The 18698-nt window shown below is 65.4% G+C and carries 17 protein-coding genes; 15 read left to right on the forward strand and 2 right to left on the reverse strand.

What is annotated here, in order from left to right; all coding sequences use genetic code 11:
- Positions 1-59: 59 nt before the first annotated feature.
- Positions 60-2129 (forward strand): prolyl oligopeptidase family serine peptidase, encoded by a 2070-nt coding sequence (locus tag HAP40_RS36045; RefSeq protein WP_166812340.1) that lies wholly within the window; start codon positions 60-62, stop codon positions 2127-2129.
- A gap of 116 nt (positions 2130-2245) precedes the next feature.
- Here the strand turns inward: HAP40_RS36045 and HAP40_RS36050 are convergent, their stop codons facing one another.
- Positions 2246-2917, reverse strand: coding sequence for a DUF938 domain-containing protein (locus tag HAP40_RS36050; RefSeq protein WP_166812338.1), 672 nt, complete (start codon positions 2915-2917; stop codon positions 2246-2248).
- 260 nt (positions 2918-3177) lie between these two features.
- On the opposite strand from HAP40_RS36050, the gene soxX reads away from it, so the two are divergent.
- The 11 genes from soxX (at position 3178) to HAP40_RS36105 (ending at position 12844) form a co-directional block, all read left to right on the forward strand.
- Positions 3178-3531 (forward strand): sulfur oxidation c-type cytochrome SoxX, encoded by a 354-nt coding sequence (soxX, locus tag HAP40_RS36055; RefSeq protein ID WP_166812336.1) that lies wholly within the window; start codon positions 3178-3180, stop codon positions 3529-3531.
- A gap of 25 nt (positions 3532-3556) precedes the next feature.
- Entirely contained in the window at positions 3557-4048 is a 492-nt protein-coding gene (gene soxY, locus HAP40_RS36060; protein ID WP_166812334.1) for a thiosulfate oxidation carrier protein SoxY, read from the forward strand.
- Positions 4049-4063: 15 nt separating this feature from the next.
- Entirely contained in the window at positions 4064-4375 is a 312-nt protein-coding gene (soxZ, locus tag HAP40_RS36065; RefSeq protein WP_166812332.1) for a thiosulfate oxidation carrier complex protein SoxZ, read from the forward strand.
- The gene (gene soxA / locus HAP40_RS36070) at positions 4375-5238 is read left to right on the forward strand and encodes a sulfur oxidation c-type cytochrome SoxA (RefSeq protein ID WP_166812331.1); all 864 of its coding nucleotides are present in this window, start codon (positions 4375-4377) and stop codon (positions 5236-5238) included. The genes soxZ and soxA overlap by 1 nt, the downstream gene beginning before the upstream one ends.
- Complete coding sequence (locus HAP40_RS36075; RefSeq protein WP_166812329.1) at positions 5235-5543, forward strand: hypothetical protein; 309 nt, start codon at positions 5235-5237, stop codon at positions 5541-5543. Before soxA ends, HAP40_RS36075 begins: the two co-directional genes overlap by 4 nt.
- 157 nt (positions 5544-5700) lie before the next feature.
- Positions 5701-7452: a thiosulfohydrolase SoxB gene (gene soxB / locus HAP40_RS36080; protein ID WP_166812328.1), complete on the forward strand. Its 1752-nt coding sequence runs from the start codon at positions 5701-5703 to the stop codon at positions 7450-7452.
- A complete protein-coding gene (locus HAP40_RS36085) occupies positions 7452-7907 on the forward strand; it encodes a hypothetical protein (protein WP_414645360.1) in 456 nt (151 codons plus the stop codon). Before soxB ends, HAP40_RS36085 begins: the two co-directional genes overlap by 1 nt.
- 136 nt (positions 7908-8043) lie before the next feature.
- Positions 8044-9081, forward strand: coding sequence for an MBL fold metallo-hydrolase (locus tag HAP40_RS36090; protein ID WP_166812324.1), 1038 nt, complete (start codon positions 8044-8046; stop codon positions 9079-9081).
- 88 nt (positions 9082-9169) lie between these two features.
- Positions 9170-9340, forward strand: coding sequence for a hypothetical protein (locus tag HAP40_RS36095; RefSeq protein ID WP_166812322.1), 171 nt, complete (start codon positions 9170-9172; stop codon positions 9338-9340).
- A 358-nt stretch (positions 9341-9698) separates the two neighbouring features.
- Positions 9699-10907, forward strand: coding sequence for an MFS transporter (locus tag HAP40_RS36100; protein WP_166812320.1), 1209 nt, complete (start codon positions 9699-9701; stop codon positions 10905-10907).
- Positions 10908-11128: 221 nt separating this feature from the next.
- Complete coding sequence (locus HAP40_RS36105) at positions 11129-12844, forward strand: N-acyl-D-amino-acid deacylase family protein (protein WP_166812318.1); 1716 nt, start codon at positions 11129-11131, stop codon at positions 12842-12844.
- A 194-nt stretch (positions 12845-13038) separates the two neighbouring features.
- On the opposite strand, the gene HAP40_RS36110 is transcribed toward HAP40_RS36105, so the two are convergent.
- A complete protein-coding gene (locus HAP40_RS36110; RefSeq protein WP_166819220.1) occupies positions 13039-14361 on the reverse strand; it encodes an MFS transporter in 1323 nt (440 codons plus the stop codon).
- Between the two features lie 146 nt (positions 14362-14507).
- Between HAP40_RS36110 and HAP40_RS36115 the strand changes: the two genes are divergently transcribed.
- From HAP40_RS36115 to HAP40_RS36125, 3 genes are read left to right on the forward strand one after another with little or no spacing between them, the layout of a single operon-like run.
- On the forward strand, positions 14508-15161 hold the full coding sequence (locus HAP40_RS36115; RefSeq protein ID WP_166812316.1) for an ABC transporter ATP-binding protein: 654 nt from the start codon (positions 14508-14510) through the stop codon (positions 15159-15161).
- A complete protein-coding gene (locus tag HAP40_RS36120; protein ID WP_166812314.1) occupies positions 15158-17620 on the forward strand; it encodes an FtsX-like permease family protein in 2463 nt (820 codons plus the stop codon). The genes HAP40_RS36115 and HAP40_RS36120 overlap by 4 nt, the downstream gene beginning before the upstream one ends.
- Complete coding sequence (locus tag HAP40_RS36125) at positions 17610-18692, forward strand: lipocalin-like domain-containing protein (protein ID WP_166812312.1); 1083 nt, start codon at positions 17610-17612, stop codon at positions 18690-18692. The genes HAP40_RS36120 and HAP40_RS36125 overlap by 11 nt, the downstream gene beginning before the upstream one ends.
- Positions 18693-18698 lie beyond the last annotated feature (6 nt).

An 18698-nucleotide genomic window follows, 5' to 3' on the forward strand; every position in this document is an offset into this window, starting at 1 on the left:
GCGCTTGACGGCTTGCGCTCGATCAAATCCTATCCGCTGCGCTTCCCGGAGTTTCGCTCATGACCGTCGACGACAAGCCTACGCTCAGTGCTCCCGACGACGATCCCTGGCTCTGGCTGGAAGAGATCGACGGCACGCAGGCGCTCGATTTCGTGACGCGGCAGAATCAACTGACGCTCACGGCGTTCGGCGGCGCGGCGTTCGCGCGCGACCGCGACATCCTCGCGGCGATCTACGATCGGCCCGACAACATTCCCTATGTCGGCCGGCGCGGCGATCACCTCTACAATCTCTGGAAGGATGCCGCGAACCCGCGCGGCCTGTGGCGGCGGACCACGCTGGAGGAATTCCGCAAGCCCGCGCCCGGCTGGGAGGTCGTGCTCGACATCGACGCGCTCGCGGCCAGCGAAGGCGAGGACTGGCTGCTGAACTGGGTGATCGCGCAGCCGGCCGACGGACGTCGCGCGATCCTGTGCCTGTCACGCGGCGGCAGTGATGCCGTCACCATGCGCGAATTCGACATCGACACGCGAAGCTTCGTTTCGGACGGCTTCGTGCTGCCGGAGGCCAAGAGCAGCCTCGACTGGCTCGACCACGACACCGTGCTGCTGTCCAGCGCTCATGGCGAGGGCATGGCGACGAGCTCTGGCTACGCCAGGACCGTCAGGTTGTGGCGTCGCGGCCAACCGGCCGCGCAGGCTGATGTAATCTTCGAGACCTCCGCCGATCACATGAGAGTCTATGGCGGCGTCGACCGCACAGGCGCGGCACCGCGTGCCTGGATCGTCGATCAGACCGACTTCTTCAACTTCGCGATCTGGCTCCGCGACGAAGCCGGCACGATGACCAAGCTCGATCTGCCGACCGGCGTCTGGATGCAGGCGCATGGCGACTGGTTCGCGCTGAAGCTGCGCCACCCCTGGTCCCTTGCCGGACATACGCATGCCGCGGATACCGTGCTCGGCATCTCGCTTTCGGCCTTCCTGTCGGGCAGCCGCGACTTCGCGGTGCTGTTCGAACCCGGCCCCCGGCGTGCGCTGCAGGGCCTGTTCTGGACCGGCGGCAAGCTCGTCCTGCCGATTCTGGACGAGCTGCGGCCGCGCTTCGAGGTCTGCACGCCGTCGCCGTCCGGCTGGACTCGTGCGCCGCTTCATGGACTTCCCGGCATCGGCGTGGTTGACGTCTGGCCGCTCGACCAGGATGCGTCAGAGAGCAACGGCGATCTCCTCGCCAACGTACAGGACCCGCTGACGCCGCCCTCGATGTCGTTGATCCCGCATGGCATCGCAAGCCCGACCGTGCTGAAGCAGGCGCCGAGGACATTCACCGCCGACGGCCTCGTGGTGACGCAGCACGAGGCCGTCTCTGTTGACGGCGAGCGCATTCCCTATGTCCAGACCGGCCCCGTCGGCGAGACCGGCGATGCGCCGGTCTACATGAGCGCCTATGGCGGCTTCGCCCATTCGGTGAAGCCCTATTACAACCCCTCGCTCGGCAAGCTGTGGCTGGAGCGCGGCGGCACCACGGTGCAGGCGAATTTACGCGGCGGAGGCGAGTTCGGCACGCGCTGGCACGATGCCGGCCGGCTCGCCGGCAAGAAGCTGTCGCACGACGATTTCGCCGCGGTCGCGGCCGATCTCGTTCGCCGCGGCGTGACGAGCGCGAAGCGCATCGCCGCGCAGGGTGGATCGAACGGCGGCATCCTCATCACCAACATGCTGGTGCGCTATCCCGAGCGGTTCGGCGCGCTGTTCTGCACCATCCCGCTGATCGACATGCGCCGCTACACGAAGCTGCTCGCCGGCGCGAGCTGGATCGCGGAATATGGCGACCCCGACAAGGCCGAGGAATGGGCGTGGCTGCAGACTTATTCGGCCTATCACAATGTGAAAGCCGGCCAGTCCTATCCGCCGATCCTGATCGCCACCACGCGGCGCGACGACCGCGTTCATCCCGGCCACGCGCGCAAGATGGCCGCCAAGCTCCAGGCGATGGGCTATGAGGCCTGGTTCTACGAGCCGGAAGCCGGTGGCCACGGCTACGGCAAGGACAACAAGGAGCGCGCCGGTTTCGAGGTGCTGGGCTATCGGTTCCTGAAGGACAGGATCGGGTGGCGGGATGAAGGTTAGCATTCGGGCGCTGACGCTTGCGCCTCGTCATGGCCGGGCTTGACCCGGCCATCCACGTCTTACCTTGCCGCACGAAGAACGTGGATGCCCGGGACAAGCCCGGGCATGACGACCGACTAGCGCGAAAACACCAAAGTCAGATTGTTTGCGGGCATGTCGATCGTATCGACCAGCCGAAGGTGTGCGCCTTGCGCCAGCGTCTCGACGTCGGCGATGTCGCGCACGCCCCATTCGGGATTGCCTTCGCGCAAGGACGTATCGAACACGGCATTGCTGAGCGCCGTGTGCTTGCCGGCGCGCTTGAAGGGGCCGTAGAGGAACAGCTTGCCCTCGGCACGCAAGTAACGGCCGGCACCGGCGAACAGGCCCTCGGCCACGCTCCATGGCGCGATGTGGATGACGTTGGCGCAGAACACGGCGGCAAGACTGGTTGGCCCCTGCCCGCTTCGCATCTCCGGACACCAATCGGGATCGGTCAGATCGATCCGCAGCGGGCTGCGGACGTTGGGCAAGCCGGCATGAATCCGCCAGGCCTCGATGCTCTTGAGATGGCGCTGGTTGAGATCGCTCGGCCACCAGATCAGGTCGGGCGTGTGACGGGCGAAATGAACCACGTGCTGGCCGGTTCCGCTGCCGAGCTCCACCACGTTGCCGGTGCTGCCTGCGAGATGTTTTTCCAGCGCCGCCCAGATCGGCTCGTGATTGCGATGAAAGGCCGGCGCATCGAGCCGCCCATCCGGCTCCACCCGTCCGCCGTCCCTGCCAAATTCGACGACATAGTCAGCCAAGTGAGGTCCCCTTGAAAAAACGAGAACGCGTTGAAAACGGAATGGGCGCTTAAAACGCCCTGGAAAGAGCGGCCCGCGCCCATTGTCCTTATCGTTGGGGCCAAATCGACCGAACAAATAGGCTCATGAGTTGCAATGCGGAAGATATTAACGCCATTTTGCCCCGTGCATAGTCTCGATTGTCAGGCGATGCCCTTTGTGCTTTGGAACGCCTCAATTTCGCGATTGTGACCTTCGCCAAAACGCCTCGGAATGACGCCTTGACCGCCCTGTCCCGGACGCCCGTCCTGTTCCTCCTGCTCGCCATTGCCGCGGGCCTCGCCACCCCGGCGCGGGCGCAGTCCGCGGTGGCCGAAGGACGAAAGCTCGCCTTCGACCGCAGCAAAGGCAACTGCCTGACCTGCCATGTCATCAAGGGCGGCGACCTGCCGGGAACCATCGGGCCGGAACTGAAGGACATGAAGGCCAGATATCCGGACCGCAACGAGCTGGCCGCGATCATCTTCGACGAGACCAAGCGCAATCCGCAGACCATGATGCCGCCGTTCGGCCGGAACCGGATTTTGACCGAACAGGAGATCAGCGCGATCGTTGATTTCCTGGAAACGCTGTAGCGGCCGGCACGCCAGGAGATTTCCGATGAACACGACCACCGGCCCTACCCCGACGCGGCGCCTGATCCTGCAGGGCGCGGCTTCTGTCGCGCTGATCGGCCTCGGCAACCTGCCATTCGCGGCCGGTCCGGCGCGCGCGGCGGCGAACGACAAATATCCGGAAGAGGCCTTCAAGCAGAAGAGCGAGGCCGACGCGATCAAGGCGCTCTATGGCAAGAGCGCCGAGCCCTCCGACAAGGTCAAGCTGGATGCGCCGGAGATCGCCGAGAACGGCGGCGTGGTGCCGGTCTCGGTGACGACGACGCTCGACAAGGTGACCTCGATCTCGTTCTTCGTGGCCGAGAATCCGTTCGCGCTCGCCGCGTCCTATCAGATCGCTGACGGCACGGTCCCGGCCGTCGCCAACCGGCTGAAGATGGCCAAGACCACAAAACTGGTCGCAATCGTCGAAGCCGATGGCAAGCTCTACAGCGCGACCAAGGAAGTGAAGGTCACCGTCGGCGGTTGCGGCGGTTAAGCGAGGCAGTTCGACATGGCATCCAGCATCCGCGTGCGCGCGACATCCAATGGCGACATCACTGAGGTGCAGGCGCTGATCCAGCACCCCATGGATACCGGCCTGGTCAAGAATCCCAGCGGCGAGCTGATCCCGGCGCACTACATCCGGGAGCTGAAATTCGAATGTAACGGTAAGGATGTCTTCGTCGCCGATTGGGGCACCGCGGTCTCCAAGGACCCCTACGTCAAGTTCAGCTTCAAGGGCGCCAAGAAGGGCGACGACCTCAAGATCTCGTGGACCGACAACAAGGGTGGCTCGGACACGACCACTGCGAAGATCGCGTGATGAAGGCCCGCCTCTCCCTCCTGCTCGGATCCGTGAGCGCCGCGCTCGTCGCGTTCGTCCTCACCTCTCCGCACGTGGTCGCAGCCGACAAGGTCGATCCCGTTGCCGACGCCGAGGCGTTCCAGAATTTCTTCTTCCAGAAATTCCCGAACGTGAAGCACGAGGATTTCGTCAACGGTCCGTATTCGATGAACGAGGACATGAAGCGGCAGTGGCAGGAGAAAGAGGAATTCCCGCCCTACGAGTTCGCGCTCGATGCCGGCAAGGAGATGTTTTCGACCCCGTTCAAGAACGGCAAGACCTATGCCGATTGCTTCCCGAACGGCGGCATCGGTATCCGTCAGAACTATCCCTATTTCGACGAGAACGAAGGCAAGGTCGTCACGCTGGAGCTCGCGCTCAACCGCTGCCGCGAGGCCAATGGCGAGGCGCCCTATTCCTACGTCAAGGACGAGATGGCCTCGCTCACCGCCTACATGGCGTTCACCTCGCGCGGCAAGCCGATGGACATCAGGATTCCCGACGATCCCCGCGCGCTGGCGGCGTTCGAGAACGGCAAGCGCTATTTCTACACCCGCCGCGGCCAGATGAACTTCTCCTGCGCGAGCTGCCATGTGCAGAGCCCGGGTGAGCGCATCCGCGCAGAAATCCTGGCGCCGGCGCTCGGCATCGTCAACGCGATGCCGATCTACCGGTCGGAATGGAGCGGCATGGGCACGACCAGCCGACGCTTCGTCACCTGCAACAGCCAGACCCGCGCGGTTCCGCTGGAGCCGCAATCGGACGAATATCGCGACGTCGAATACTTCCTGTCCTATGTCGCCAACGGCCTGCCGATCTCCGGGCCTGGAGCACGGCCATGAAGCGGACCGGTTTCCTCGCCATCTTGCTTGCGTCGACCATCACGATGCCGTCGGCACGCGCGGCAAACGAAGCGGACTACAAGGCGGCCTATGCCGCTGCGGAAGTTGCATCGAAGGAGGCCGCCGGGATGCGCAACCAGTGGACCGTCACCGTCTCGGCGCTGGTCGCCGCCAAGAAGGCGGCCGATGGTGGCGATTTCGACCGCGCGACCGCCGCCGCCAAGGAAGCCGAGGCGCTCGCAAAGGCTTCCATCTACCAGGCAACCTCCGAAAAAGAAGCCTGGAAGGCGATGGAAATCCGCTAGACTGGGCTGGCGCGCGCGTAGCTCACGCTCCAGATCATCCTTTGAGCACGATCTTGTCGGAAAGCAGCTGCACATTTTGCGCTAAGGCAGAGCTTCGGATCCGGATCATGCCTGTGGAACCGTTGCGTAGCCGAGAAAAGGCGCGGAGAATTTGAGGATGGCCATCCGCCGCCGCGATTTCCTGAAGAGCGCAGGCCTTGCCGCCGCATCCCTCGGACTGCCGCGGCTCGCGCGCGGCGCCGACACCGCGAGCATCTATGACATCGAGCGCTTCGGCAATGCGCGCATCCTGCACATCACCGACACGCATGCGCAGCTCAATCCGGTCTATTTCCGCGAGCCCAGCGTCAATATCGGCATCGGCGAGATGGCGGGGCGACCGCCACATCTGGTCGGGCGGGCGTTCCTGGAGCGCTTCGGCATCCGGCCCGACAGCGCGGATGCCTATGCCTTCACCTGTGTCGAGTTCGAGAAATCCGCGGGCCGTTTCGGCAAGCTCGGCGGCTTTGCCCATCTGAAAACGCTGATCGACCGCCTGCGCGCCGACGCCGGCGAAAAGCATTCGCTGCTCGTCGACGGCGGCGACCTCTGGCAGGGCACGGGACTCGCCAACGCCACGCAGGGCCGCGACATGGTCGAGGTCGCCAATCTGCTCGGCATCGACGCGATGACCGGGCATTGGGAATTCACCTATGGCGAGCAGGCGCTGCGCGACAATCTCGAGCGCTTCAAGGGCGAGTTTCTGGCGCAGAACGTGTACCTGACCGAGGAGGCCGCATTCAACGACGCCCCCGCCTTCGACAAGGCCAGCGGCCGCGTGTTCAGACCGTCCATCATCAAAGAGCTCGGCGGACATCGCATCGCGATCGTGGGTCAGGCCTTCCCTTACGTGCCGATCGCGCATCCGAAGCGGTTCACGCCGGACTGGACCTTCGGCATCCGCGAAGAGGAGTTGCAGAAGCATGTCGATGCCCTGCGCGGCACGGACAAGGTCGATGCCGTCATCCTGCTGTCGCACAACGGCATGGATGTCGACCTCAAGCTCGCGAGCCGGGTCACCGGCATCGACGTCATCTTGGGCGGCCATACCCATGACGCCGTGCCGCAGCCGATTCCGGTGAAGAACGCCGGCGGCACCACGCTCGTCACCAATGCCGGCTCCAACGGAAAATTTCTGGCCGTGCTCGACCTCGCGATCGGCAAGGGCAAGGTCAACGACATTCATTACCATCTCATGCCGGTCTTTTCCGAGCTGCTGAAGCCAGACCCTGTCATGGCCGAGTTGATCGGACGGCTGCGCGCGCCGCACGTGACCGACTGGTCGGAGAAGATCGCAACGCCCGATCGCCTGCTCTACCGCCGCGGCAATTTTTCCGGCCCCGTCGACGAGCTGATTTGCACGGCGCTGCGCAACGAGCTCGATGCCGAGATCGCATTGTCGCCGGGCTTCCGCTGGGGCGTCACCGCGCTGTCTGGGCAGGCGCTGACCATGGAGGATCTGCTCGCGGAAACCGCGATCACCTATCCCGAGACCTATGTGCAGGAGATGACCGGCACACAGATCAAGGACGTGCTGGAAGACATCTGTGACAACCTCTTCAACGCCGACCCCTATTATCAGCAGGGGGGCGACATGGTGCGCGCCGGCGGCCTCAGCTACACCTGCACGCCGGAGGCCGCGATCGGCAAACGCATTTCCGAGCTGAAGCTCGGCAACGGCAAAACGCTCGGCGCCAATCACCGTTACAAGGTCGCAGGCTGGGCCTCGGTCAACGCTCAGCAGGGCGCGCCGGTGTGGGACGTGGTCGGCAAATATCTGCGCTCGGGCCGGATGATGCCCGAACGGCTCGGCGCCGGCGTCACGCTGAAAGGCGTCGACGGCAATCCGGGCATTGCAGGACAGGGATGATGCGGTTGAGGATCACATCCGCGCTGCTGCTGACGCTGCTCGCCTGGACGGCGATGCCGTCGGCTCGTGCGCAGCAGGTGCCGCTCCAGGACAAGCCGTTTGCCGAGCACAAGGTCGTGCTGCAGCTCTCCGACGGCGATGCGAAGAAGCAGGCGCTGGTGCTCAGCGTCGCCAACAATCTGCTGAAGGCCTACGACCCCGACAAGATCGCGATCGAGGTGGTGGCGTTCGGACCCGGCATCGACCTCTTGCTGTCCGGCAGCGAGCGGCAGAAGCAGGTCGAAAGCCTGATCGCACAGGGCGTGCGCTTCGACATCTGTCTCAACACCGTCGACACGATCGAGCGCGAGACCGGCAAGCGGCCGGGGTTCATCCCCGGCGCGACGCCGGTGCAGGTCGGGGTCGGGCAGATCCTGTTCCTGGCAGAGAATGGCTACACCTTGGTGCGGCCGTAACCTGGGTCGCGACGACGGCTTCGCCGGGGCATGCAAAATAATATTCCCTATTTTGCCATCAACACAGTGAGTTGCTTCTCTTTTGAGTTCATTGCGTAGTAGAATTCCGGAAATTAACTCACCCCGGGTTCCAGCCATGATCTTTCGCCAGCTCTTTGACAGCGTTTCAGGCACCTACAGTTACCTGCTTGCGAGCCGCCCCGGCGGCGAGGCGCTGATCCTCGATCCCGTACTGGAGAAGGTCGACCGCTACTGCCAGCTGCTGCGCGAGCTCGACCTCAAGCTGGTCAAGGCGGTGGACACCCATCTGCATGCCGACCACGTCACCGGACTCGGCGAGCTGCGCGACCGCACCCATTGCATGACCGTGATGGGCGACCAGACCAAGGCCGACGTCGTCGCCATGCGGGTCGCGGACGGCGACAAGGTGACGATCGAAGGCCTGTCGCTCGACGTGATGTACACGCCGGGCCATACCGACGATTCCTATTCCTATCTGATGGGCGACCGCGTCTTCACCGGCGACACGCTCCTGATCCGCGGCACCGGCCGCACCGATTTCCAGAACGGTTCTTCGCGCGCGCAGTACGAGTCCATTTTCAACCGGCTGCTCAAGCTGCCGGACGAGACGATGGTGTTTCCGGCCCATGACTACAAGGGCGACACCGTCTCCACCATCGGCGAAGAGAAGCGCTACAATCCCAGGCTCCAGGTGCGCTCGGTCGACGAATATATCGAGCTGATGGCCAACCTGAAGCTGCCCAATCCGAAGATGATGGACGTGGCGGTGCCCGCCAACATGCATGTCGGCCTGCATCAGGAAGAACTAGAGAAAGAGGGCCGCGCGCTCAGCGCAATCGATGCGATCCGCACCCTCGGCCGGCCGGACATCCTGCTGGTCGATCTGCGCGAGAGCAACGAGCGGATCAAGCACGGCATGCTCGAAGGCGCGCTGCACACGCCCTATCAGTCCGTGGAGGAGAGCCTCAAGCCCGGCGGCATGCTGCGCGAGGTCGCGGCCGCTACCGGCCGCCGTGTCGTCTTCTTCTGCGCCTTCGGCGAGCGTTCGGCGATGGCGGTGGCCGCCGCCAAGCAAGCCGGCCTGACCAACACCGCCCATATCGCCGGCGGCATCGATGCCTGGAAGAAGGCGGGCGGACCGGTGCTGCACTGAACGGCCTCGTCGCCATTCTTGAGATAGATCAGGAACCACCCATATATTTCGGGTAGGACGGATGCAGCATCACCATCCGGGAACAGCGATGGCAAAGACCGGCAAGCCGAGTGAACCGCCCAAGGTTGCGGACAACAAATCGGCGGGCGACAAGGCGAAAAAGCCGCCGCCGCCGCTCGACAGTGACGACGATTACGACGACGGCGACATCGCAACGCCGAAGCGCGACCGCTATGGTCCGGATGACGAACCGTTTTGAGAGGGTGGCGGGCGGGTTGATTTGACGGCGCGCTGGCCCCTCACCCTCCGCCGTCGTCCTGGCGAACGCCAGGACCCATACCGCGTGATTTCTCGATCGCGTCCGGTCGCACTTATCGGACGACGATCCGCCGCCAAACTCCTCCCTGGGATAATGGGTCCTGGCTCCCGTGCGCAATTGCGCACTAGGCGAGGACGACGATGAGGATGGACCGCGCGCTCTCTCGGGACGACGATGCTGAGGCACGGAGCCCCCTCACGACCCCACCCGCACTACCTGCCATGCGCCTGCGTTCATGGACAAATAACCGCCCTCCCCGATAGTTTGCGCCTCCATCGGGAGCGAAACGGAACTGCCAATGGTCGACATTCTCGCCGCACCGCAGCAAGGCAAGGCGGACAGCGCCCTGCGTACGCTGACGGGCATCTCGATCGCGCATTGGGTCAGCCATTTCCATCTGCTGGTGCTGCCGATGCTGTTCCCGTTCCTCAAGGGCCAGCTCGGCGTCGGCTATATCGAGCTCGGCTTCGCACTCACGGTGTTCGCGGTGGTGTCAGGATTGACCCAGGCGCCGACCGGCTATCTCGTCGACCATTTTGGCGCGCGGCGCATTCTCTTGGCCGGGCTCGCGCTCGGCGGCTTCGCGCTGATCCTGCTCGGCCTGCATCTCAGCTACGCCTCGCTGATCGCCTGCGCCGTGCTGCTGGGTCTCGCCAACAGCGTGTATCATCCCGCCGATTACGCGATCCTGGCCGAGCACATGGACGAGGCGCGGATGGGCCGCGCCTTCTCGATTCACACCTTTGCCGGCTTTCTCGGCGGCGCGGTGGCGCCGGCGATCGTGGCTGCGCTCGTCACCCTGTCCGGCGGCGCGGGGGCACTGATCGCTTCGGGCGCGATCGGTGTCGCGGTGGCGCTGCTGCTGATCGTCATGAACATTCCCGACGCCGGCGCGCACAAGAAAAAGCCCGGCAACGAGAACGCGCCGAAACAGGCCGTGATCACCCCGGCGCTGATCACGCTGACCGCGCTGTTCATGCTGCTGAGCCTGTCGGTCGCCGGCATCAACAATTTCGGCGTGGTGGCGCTGATGAGCGGCTACGGCGCCTCCTACTCCGCCGCCAACATCGCGCTGACCGCATTCCTTGGCGCCAGTGCCCTCGGCGTGCTCGCAGGCGGCGTCCTCGCCGATCGCACCGAGCGTCACGGCCAGGTCGCCGCGGCCTGCTTCGCCGTCAATGCGGCGATCGTGCTGCTGATTGCGCTGGTGACGCTGCCGGGCCCGGCTCTCACCGCCGCAATGACGGCCGCGGGCTTCCTCTCCGGCGTGATCGCCCCCTCGCGCGACATGCTGGTGCGCAACGCGGCGCCCGCCGGCGCTGCAGGACGCGCCTTCGGTATCGTCTCCACCGGCTTCAATCTCGGCGGCATCGTCAGCCCGCTGCTGTTCGGTTGGATCATGGATCAAAGCGCGCCGCACTGGGTGTTCGGCGCGTCCGTGATCTTCATGCTGGCGACGGTGGTGCTGTCGCCGTTCACGGAGCGGAAGCGGCAAGCCGAGGCGTAGCTAGAAATTCAGGTGTCGTCCCGGCCTAGTGCGCAATTGCGCACGGGGGCCGGGACCCATAACCACAAGGAGGAGTTGTGGCGCGAAGCTGCTCACTCCGAGTCGTCGTCTAACATCTCCCTGTGGTCGTGGGTCCCGGATCTGCGCGCGCTTGGGGCGCGCTTGTCCGGGACGACGGGCAAAATAAAACGCGTAAGAAACAACAAACGGGAAGAAACACCATGAGCACCCCTGATCTCGTGATCCGCGGCGGCACTGTTGCGGATGGGCGCGGCGGCGAAATGTTCGAGGCTGATATCGCCATCAGCGACGGCAAGATCAGCGAGGTCGGGAAGGTCTCGGCCAAGGGAGCGGAAGAGATCGACGCGCGCGGAAAGCTGGTGACTCCGGGCTTCGTCGACGTTCACACCCATTACGACGGTCAGGTCACCTGGAGCCAGGACATCACGCCGTCCTCGCAGAACGGCGTCACCACCGCGATCATGGGCAATTGCGGCGTCGGCTTCGCACCGTGCAAGCCGGCCGATCACACCCGCCTGATCCAGCTGATGGAAGGCGTCGAGGACATTCCCGAGCCGGTGCTGAGCGCCGGCATTCCCTGGGCCTGGGAGAGCTTTCCCGATTACATGGACTGGCTGTCGAAGCGCGATTTCGACATCGATGTCGGCGCGCAACTGCCGCATGCCGCGCTGCGCGTCTACGTCATGGGCGAGCGCGGCGCCCGCCGGGATCCCTCGACCGCCGCGGACAACGCGGCGATGGCAAAGCTCGCGGGCGAGGCTGTGCGCTCCGGCGCGCTCGGCTTCTCGACCTCGCGCACGCTCAATCATCGCACCTCGACCGGCGATTTCACGCCGACGCTGAAGGCCGGCGAGGACGAGCTCACCGCGATTGCCGGCGCGATGCATCGGCAGGGCCGCAGCGTGCTGCAATTCGTGCTGGATCTGTCGACCATCCACGAGGACCTGCCGATGATGCTGCGGGTGGCGGACACGACGAAGTGCCCGATCTCGTTCTCGATCACGCAGAACGACAAGTCACCGCAGCGCTGGCGCCAGACGCTGGACGAGATCAATGCCGCCGCACGGCGCGGTCTTTCCATCACCGCGCAGATCGCCGCACGCCCGGTCGGGCTGCTGCTCGGGCTCGAGCTGTCGCGCAATCCCTTCCAGACCCATCCGAGCTACAAGGCGATCGCGCATCTGCCGCTGCAGGAGCGCCTCGCGCGGCTGCATCAGAGCGACGTGCGCAAGGCGATCCTGAGCGAGACGGCGACCGCGACCGACGATCCGCTGTTCTTCCGTCCGAACTACGACAAGATGTTCCTGCTCGGCGATCCCCCCGATTACGAGCAGCCGCCGGAGAACGCGCTCGGACCGCAGGCGCGCAAGCAGGGCCGGCAGCCGGAAGAGCTCGCCTATGACGCGATGCTGTCCGACGAGGGCCGCGGCATGCTTTACGTGCCCTTCCTCAACTATGCGGACGGCAATCTCGATGCGACACGCGAGATGCTGATCGATCCGCAATCGGTGCCGGGCCTGTCCGACGGCGGCGCGCATTGCGGCATCATTTGCGATGCCAGCTTCCCGACTTATCTGCTGACGCACTGGACGCGGGACCGCAAGCGCGGCGAGAAACTGTCGATCCCGTTCGTGGTCGCGGCGCAGTCGCGCAAGACTGCGCTCTCGGTCGGCCTCACCGATCGCGGCCTGATTGCCCCCGGCTACAAGGCCGACGTCAACGTGATCGACTATGACCGGCTGCATCTGCATCCGCCGAAGGTGCATTACGATCTGCCCGTGGGCGGCCGGCGGCTGCTGCAGGATGTCGACGGCTATGAGGCCACGATCGTGTCCGGCGTGGTGACGCGGCGGCAGGGCGAGGCGACGGGAAAGCGGCCGGGGAAGTTGATTCGCGGTGCGCAGGGGGTGAATTGAACGATGCGAGTTGCGAGGCGCGAAACCCGCGCCTCACTCTCGCTGTCGTCCCGGCGAAGGCCGGGACCCGTAACCACGAAAGGGAGTTGGGGCGCAGGGCTCCCACTCCAAGTCTTCGCCAAACCACTCCCTGGGGGTATGGGTCCCGGCCTTCGCCGGGACGACAGTTGTTCGTTGGGGCTAGCAGCCGCCCCTTACGTCGGCGACACCGCGCTCTTCAACGGCGCGGCCTGCGAGGCTGCACCACCGGTCAGCCTGGCGCGTTCGGTGTTCGGCCAGAGCAGCAACAGACCGAGCAGGCCGGAGCCGACCATGATCGCGGCGTTGATGGTGAAGCCGGTCATGTAGCCGTCGAGCGTGCTGCTGGCGTGCTGGATGACCGTGCCCATCACGGCGGGCGCGATGATGCCCGAGAGCGTGTAGAGAGCGCCGTAGATCGCGAGGATCGCGCCGCGCTGCGAGGTCGGCGTGAACTCGCCGAGCATGGGCGGGCAGACCACGTAGATCGCGCCGCACAGGCCCGTTCCGACCACAAGCAAAGCGAGCTGAAGGCCGGCGCCCTGGACGTGCGGCATCATCGCCAGGATCAGGCCGCCGATGACCAGCGGCACGGAGCCGAGCACGCCGCGAGCGACGCGGGTGGTCGAGCCGCGGGCCATCATCAATTGCGAGATCCAGCCGGTCAGGATCACGATGGTGGCGCCGAAGATCCAGGGCAGAGTGGAAATCCAGCCGGCCTGGCTCTGCGAGAAGCCGAGGCCCTTGATGATGAAGGGCGTGAACCAGGTCAGCCCGAGCGACAGCGCCCAATAAGCGCCGAAGGTCGCGGCAACGCAGCCGAGGAAGGTGCGCGAGGTGAGCAGCTGAATGTAGGGAATCTTCGTCTCGCTGACGGCGAGGGCCTGGGTGTCCTCCAGCGGGCCTTCCTTGCCGAGCGCGAGCCAGGCACAGACCCAGATCAGGCCGACGATGCCGAGCGCGCCGAAGGCATAGTGCCAGGAATGGTTGACGATGATCCAGTTCAGAGCCGGCACCGCGATGATCACGCCGAAGGCCGAGCCTTGCGACAGGATCGCGGTCGGCAGCGTGCGCTTCTCGTCGGGAAACCATTTGTAGATGGCGTGCGCGGCGACCGAGAAGGCCGGGCCTTCGCCGGCGCCGAGCACGATGCGGCAGATCAGCAGCGTGGTGAAGGAGACGGTGCCGACCATCGGAAACTGTGCCAGCGCCCAGACCACCGCGAGCGACAACAGCACCCAGCGCGTCGGCACCTTGTTGACGATGAAGCCGACCACGATGGCCGAGATCGAGAACAGGAAGAAGAACGAGGAGCCGAGCAGGCCGAATTGCTCCGGCGTCAGCTTGAGGTCCGCCATGATCGGCACGCCGGCGAGACCCACCACGATCTTGTCGGCGAAGTTCACCAGCATGAAGAGAAACAGGAGAAAAGTGATGGTCCAGGCGCCCTTCGGTGTTCCGGTCGTCCTGCCCGCATTGGGCGTTCCCTGAGCGCTCATCATTCTCCCCGTATGTCCTTTTCGGCACTTTTTTTGATTTGGCCGTCTTGGAAGCTAACAACGGCTTCGGGACCAACGCAACCCGGCATTTCCGGAGCAAGTGTGCTACGCAACATTTCCGTCAATTCGGTCCGGCGCCAACCATCGTGCTGAGTATCAAGAATCTCTCCAAGACCTTCTTCTCGGCCGGCGAGCCGGTCCACGTGCTGCGCGGTGTCGATCTCGACCTTGCGGCGGGCGAGCGCGTCGCACTGACCGGTGAATCCGGCAGCGGCAAGAGCACGCTGCTGCACCTGATAGCGGGGCTCGATGCCGCCGATGGCGGCACGATCCGGCTGGCTGACGTCGAGGTCACCAAGCTGTCCGATGCAGGCCGCGCGGAGCTTCGACGCGATCGGATCGGCCTGGTTTTTCAGCAATTCAACCTGATCCCGAGCCTGTCGGTTGCGGACAATCTCGCTTTCCAGGCCCGGATCGCGGGCCGGCACGATGCCGCCTGGACCCAAGAGCTGACCGAGCGGCTCGGACTCGGCAGCCTGCTGAAGCGTTATCCAGAGCAATTATCGGGCGGGCAGCAGCAGCGCGTCGCGATCGGCCGGGCGCTGGCGACAAAACCCTCGCTGCTGCTGGCGGACGAGCCGACCGGCAATCTGGACGAAGCCACCGCCGAGGACGTGCTGGCGCTGACGCGCGATCTCGTCGCGCGCACCGGCTGCGGCTTCCTGATGGTGACGCACAGCCTGCATCTGGCCGGCACGCTTGATCGTCACCTCACCTTGCATGCGGGGCGGATCGCATGAGGCGCGCGCTGTGGGTCCTCGCCGTACTGCTGAGCCATTGGCGGCGCCACAAGATGCAGTTCGCAACGCTGCTGATCGGGCTGATCGCGGCGACCGCGCTGTGGAGCGGCGTGCAGGCGATCAACCAGCAGGCGCGCAGCGCTTATGACCGCGCCGCGGCGACGTTCGGCGGCGTGCGCACCGCGATGCTGGTGGCGCCTCATGCGGCGACCTTTCCGCAGGAGCTGTTCGTCAAGCTGAGGCGTGCCGGCTGGCCGGTCTCGCCGGTGCTGGAAGGCCGGGTCCAGATCAATGGACGCTCGGTGCGGCTGCTCGGCATCGAGCCGGTGACACTGCCCGCCGATGTCGGCAACGCGCCGCGCCTTGGTGCGGCGGATCTGAGCAGTTTTGTTGCACCGCCGGGCCAGACACTGGCGGCGAAGGAGACGCTGGCCGACTTGCACGAAACGGAAGGCACGGCGCCGGCGATCAGCAACGGCGCAAGACTGCCGCCGCTGCGCGTGCTGCCGCAGCTCGTGCCCGACGTGCTGGTGGTCGATATCGGCGTGGCACAGCGGCTTCTGAACAAGCCGGATCAGGTGTCGCGGCTGCTGATCGGCAAGGCGAAGGGCAAGCCCGCCCCGCTGCAAAGCGTCGTCGGTGAGCAGTTGCGGCGGATCGAGCCTGACGCAGAAACGGAGCTGGAGCGCCTCACCGACAGCTTCCACCTCAACCTCACGGCCTTCGGCCTACTGTCGTTCTTCGTCGGGCTCTTCATCGTCAACTCGGCCGTCGGCCTTGCCTTCGAGCAGCGGCTGCCGATGCTGCGCACGCTGCGGGCTTGCGGTGCCTCGGCGCGGCTGGTCAACACGGTGCTCGTCGTCGAGCTGATCGTGCTGGCGCTGGCCGCCGGGCTGATCGGTCTCGCCTGCGGCTATTTCATTGCAGCCGCGCTGTTGCCCGACGTCGCGGCGTCGCTGCGCGGGCTCTATGGCGCGCAGATTCCGGGACAGCTGACGCTGCGTTCCGAATGGTGGCTGGCCGGCATCGGCATCAGCATCGCCGGCGCGCTGGTCGCGGCGGCGACCAGCCTGATCAAGGCGATCAGGATGCCGGTGCTGGCGACCGCGCAACCGCGCGCCTGGCAGCAGCGCCAACACCGCTGGCTGGTCCTGCAAAGCGCCGCGGCGGGCATGGTGTTCGCGGTCGCGCTGCTGCTGCTTCACTACGGACAATCGCTGATCGCGGGTTTTGGCGTGCTCGCGGCACTGATGCTCGGCGCAGCGCTGATCCTGCCCGCCTTCCTCGAGGTCATCCTGCTCGCCGGCCAGCGTCTCGCGCGAGGACCGCTCGCACAGTGGTTCTGGGCCGACAGCCGGCAACAGCTCTCCGGACTGTCGTTGGCGCTGATGGCGCTGCTGCTGGCGCTCGCTGTCAATGTCGGCGTCTCGACCATGGTGGAGACGTTCAGCCGGACCTTCACCGGCTGGCTCAATGGACGGCTGGCGCCCGACGTCTACATCAGCGCCTCCGACAATGCGCAAGCCGTCGCCATTCGAAACTGGCTGCGCGAGCGCAGCGATGTCCAGGCGATCCTTTCGGGCGGACGCGCCGACGCACAGATCCAGGGACAACCGGTGGAATTGCTCGGCCTGCCCGACCATGCGCTCTATCGCGAGCGCTGGCCGCTGCTGGAAACCGCACCGCGCGCCTGGACCCGGCTCGTGCCCGGCAATGCCGCCTTCATCAGCGAGCAGCTGAGCCGCCGGCTGAACGTTCGCGTCGGCGACGTCGTGGAGGTGCCGGCGCCGGGCGGGATCTGGGAGCTCGACATCGTCGGCATCTATGCCGATTACGGCAATCCCAAGGGACAGCTCGCGGTCAACGTCGCGGCGCTGATCCGGCATTTTCCGCAGACGCCGCAAACCCGGATCGGCCTGATCGTCGCGAATGAGAGTATCCCCGGCCTGATCGCGAGCCTGCAGAAGCAATTCGCGCTCGACGACCGCAGCGTCGCCGACCAGGCGACGGTGAAAGCGGAATCGATCCGCATCTTCAACCGCACCTTTGCCGTGACCTCCGCGCTGAATGCGTTCACGCTCGGCGTCGCCGGGATCGCGCTGCTCACCAGCCTGTTGACGCTGGCGAGTTCGCGCCTGCCCCAACTCGCCCCGCTCTGGGCGATCGGCCTCACCCGCCCGCGTCTCGCCGCGATCGAGCTGACCAAGACGCTGTCGGTCGCGCTGTTCACATCCCTGCTGGCGGTGCCGCTGGGCCTTTTGGTAGCGTGGTGCCTGATCGCAATCGTGAATGTAAAGGCGTTCGGCTGGCGGCTGCCATTCCATGTGTTTCCGCTGCAACTGGTCGAGCTGGTTGCGATCGCGCTGCTCGCCTCGCTGATCGCCGCACTGCTGCCGATGATCCGGCTGGCGCGGATGCAGCCTGCGAGCCTCGTCAAGGTGTTCGCCAATGAGCGCTGACAGGATCTCGCGGCGCGCCTTCACCGTCGGCATCGCCGCGCTCGCCGCCGCGCGACGCGCAAGCGCGCAGGGCTATGCCGGGCTCGGCGAGACCGCCGACGGTTTTGCCAAGGTGACGCCGGGAAGGCTGTTCAGCTTCCCCGGCGATCACGGACCGCATCCGGAGTTTCGCATCGAGTGGTGGTATCTCACGGCGAATCTCGTCGATCCCGGCGGCGCGGCGTGCGGGCTGCAATGGACGCTGTTCCGCCAGGCGGCGCAGCCAGGGCCGCAAGGCGAAGGCTGGGCCAACCAGCAGGTGTGGATGGGACATGCGGCCGTGACGCGTGCCGACACCCACCGCTTCAGCGAAACGTTTTCACGCGGCGGCGTGGGGCAGGCCGGCGTGACGGCCAAGCCGTTCGATGCCTGGATCGACGACCGGGGCATGAAGAGCGTCGAGCGCACCGACGATCGCACACTGGCACCATTGACGCTGAAGGCGTCCGGCACCGATTTCAGCTACGCGCTGACGCTGGAGGCGGACCGGCCGGTGGTGCTGCAGGGCGATCGCGGCTACAGCCGCAAATCCGAGCGCGGTCAGGCGTCCTACTATTACAGCCAGCCGTTCTACCGCGCCCGGGGCACGCTCAGCATCGACGACAAGCCGGTCGACGTCTCGGGTCAGGCCTGGATGGACCGCGAATGGAGCAGCCAGCCGCTCGATGCCGACCAGACCGGCTGGGACTGGCTGTCGCTGCATCTTGCGTCCGGCGACAAGCTGATGCTGTACCGGCTGCGGCAGAAGGACGGCCACAATTATCCGTTCGGCAATTGGATCGGTGCCGCGGGCGACACGCAGATGATTGCGGGCAGCGATATCCAGATGAGTCCCATGGCGACGGTCGACATTGCGGGGCGCAAAGTGCCGGTGGAATGGCAGATCGCAATTCCCTCGCGATCGTTCGCGATCGCCTGCAAGCCGCTGAATCCGAAGGCCTGGATGGGGACCGGCTTCTCCTATTGGGAGGGGCCGATCAGCTTTGCCGGCACGCATGACGGCGTTGGCTATCTCGAGATGACCGGCTATTGAAGCGCG

Origin of the sequence: Bradyrhizobium sp. 1(2017) (assembly GCF_011602485.2) — a bacterium.
Taxonomy (GTDB): Bacteria; Pseudomonadota; Alphaproteobacteria; order Rhizobiales; family Xanthobacteraceae; genus Bradyrhizobium.

Coding starts and splice junctions, on each gene's coding strand:
- HAP40_RS36095 (WP_166812322.1), top strand. CDS start 9,170: ATGGCAAAGACCGGCAAGCCGAGTGAACCGCCCAAGGTTGCGGACAAC.
- HAP40_RS36125 (WP_166812312.1), top strand. CDS start 17,610: ATGAGCGCTGACAGGATCTCGCGGCGCGCCTTCACCGTCGGCATCGCC.
- soxA (WP_166812331.1), top strand. CDS start 4,375: ATGAAGGCCCGCCTCTCCCTCCTGCTCGGATCCGTGAGCGCCGCGCTC.
- HAP40_RS36045 (WP_166812340.1), top strand. CDS start 60: ATGACCGTCGACGACAAGCCTACGCTCAGTGCTCCCGACGACGATCCC.
- HAP40_RS36085 (WP_414645360.1), top strand. CDS start 7,452: ATGCGGTTGAGGATCACATCCGCGCTGCTGCTGACGCTGCTCGCCTGG.
- HAP40_RS36100 (WP_166812320.1), top strand. CDS start 9,699: ATGGTCGACATTCTCGCCGCACCGCAGCAAGGCAAGGCGGACAGCGCC.
- HAP40_RS36120 (WP_166812314.1), top strand. CDS start 15,158: ATGAGGCGCGCGCTGTGGGTCCTCGCCGTACTGCTGAGCCATTGGCGG.
- soxB (WP_166812328.1), top strand. CDS start 5,701: ATGGCCATCCGCCGCCGCGATTTCCTGAAGAGCGCAGGCCTTGCCGCC.
- HAP40_RS36090 (WP_166812324.1), top strand. CDS start 8,044: ATGATCTTTCGCCAGCTCTTTGACAGCGTTTCAGGCACCTACAGTTAC.
- soxZ (WP_166812332.1), top strand. CDS start 4,064: ATGGCATCCAGCATCCGCGTGCGCGCGACATCCAATGGCGACATCACT.
- HAP40_RS36110 (WP_166819220.1), bottom strand. CDS start 14,361: ATGAGCGCTCAGGGAACGCCCAATGCGGGCAGGACGACCGGAACACCG.
- HAP40_RS36105 (WP_166812318.1), top strand. CDS start 11,129: ATGAGCACCCCTGATCTCGTGATCCGCGGCGGCACTGTTGCGGATGGG.
- soxY (WP_166812334.1), top strand. CDS start 3,557: ATGAACACGACCACCGGCCCTACCCCGACGCGGCGCCTGATCCTGCAG.
- HAP40_RS36075 (WP_166812329.1), top strand. CDS start 5,235: ATGAAGCGGACCGGTTTCCTCGCCATCTTGCTTGCGTCGACCATCACG.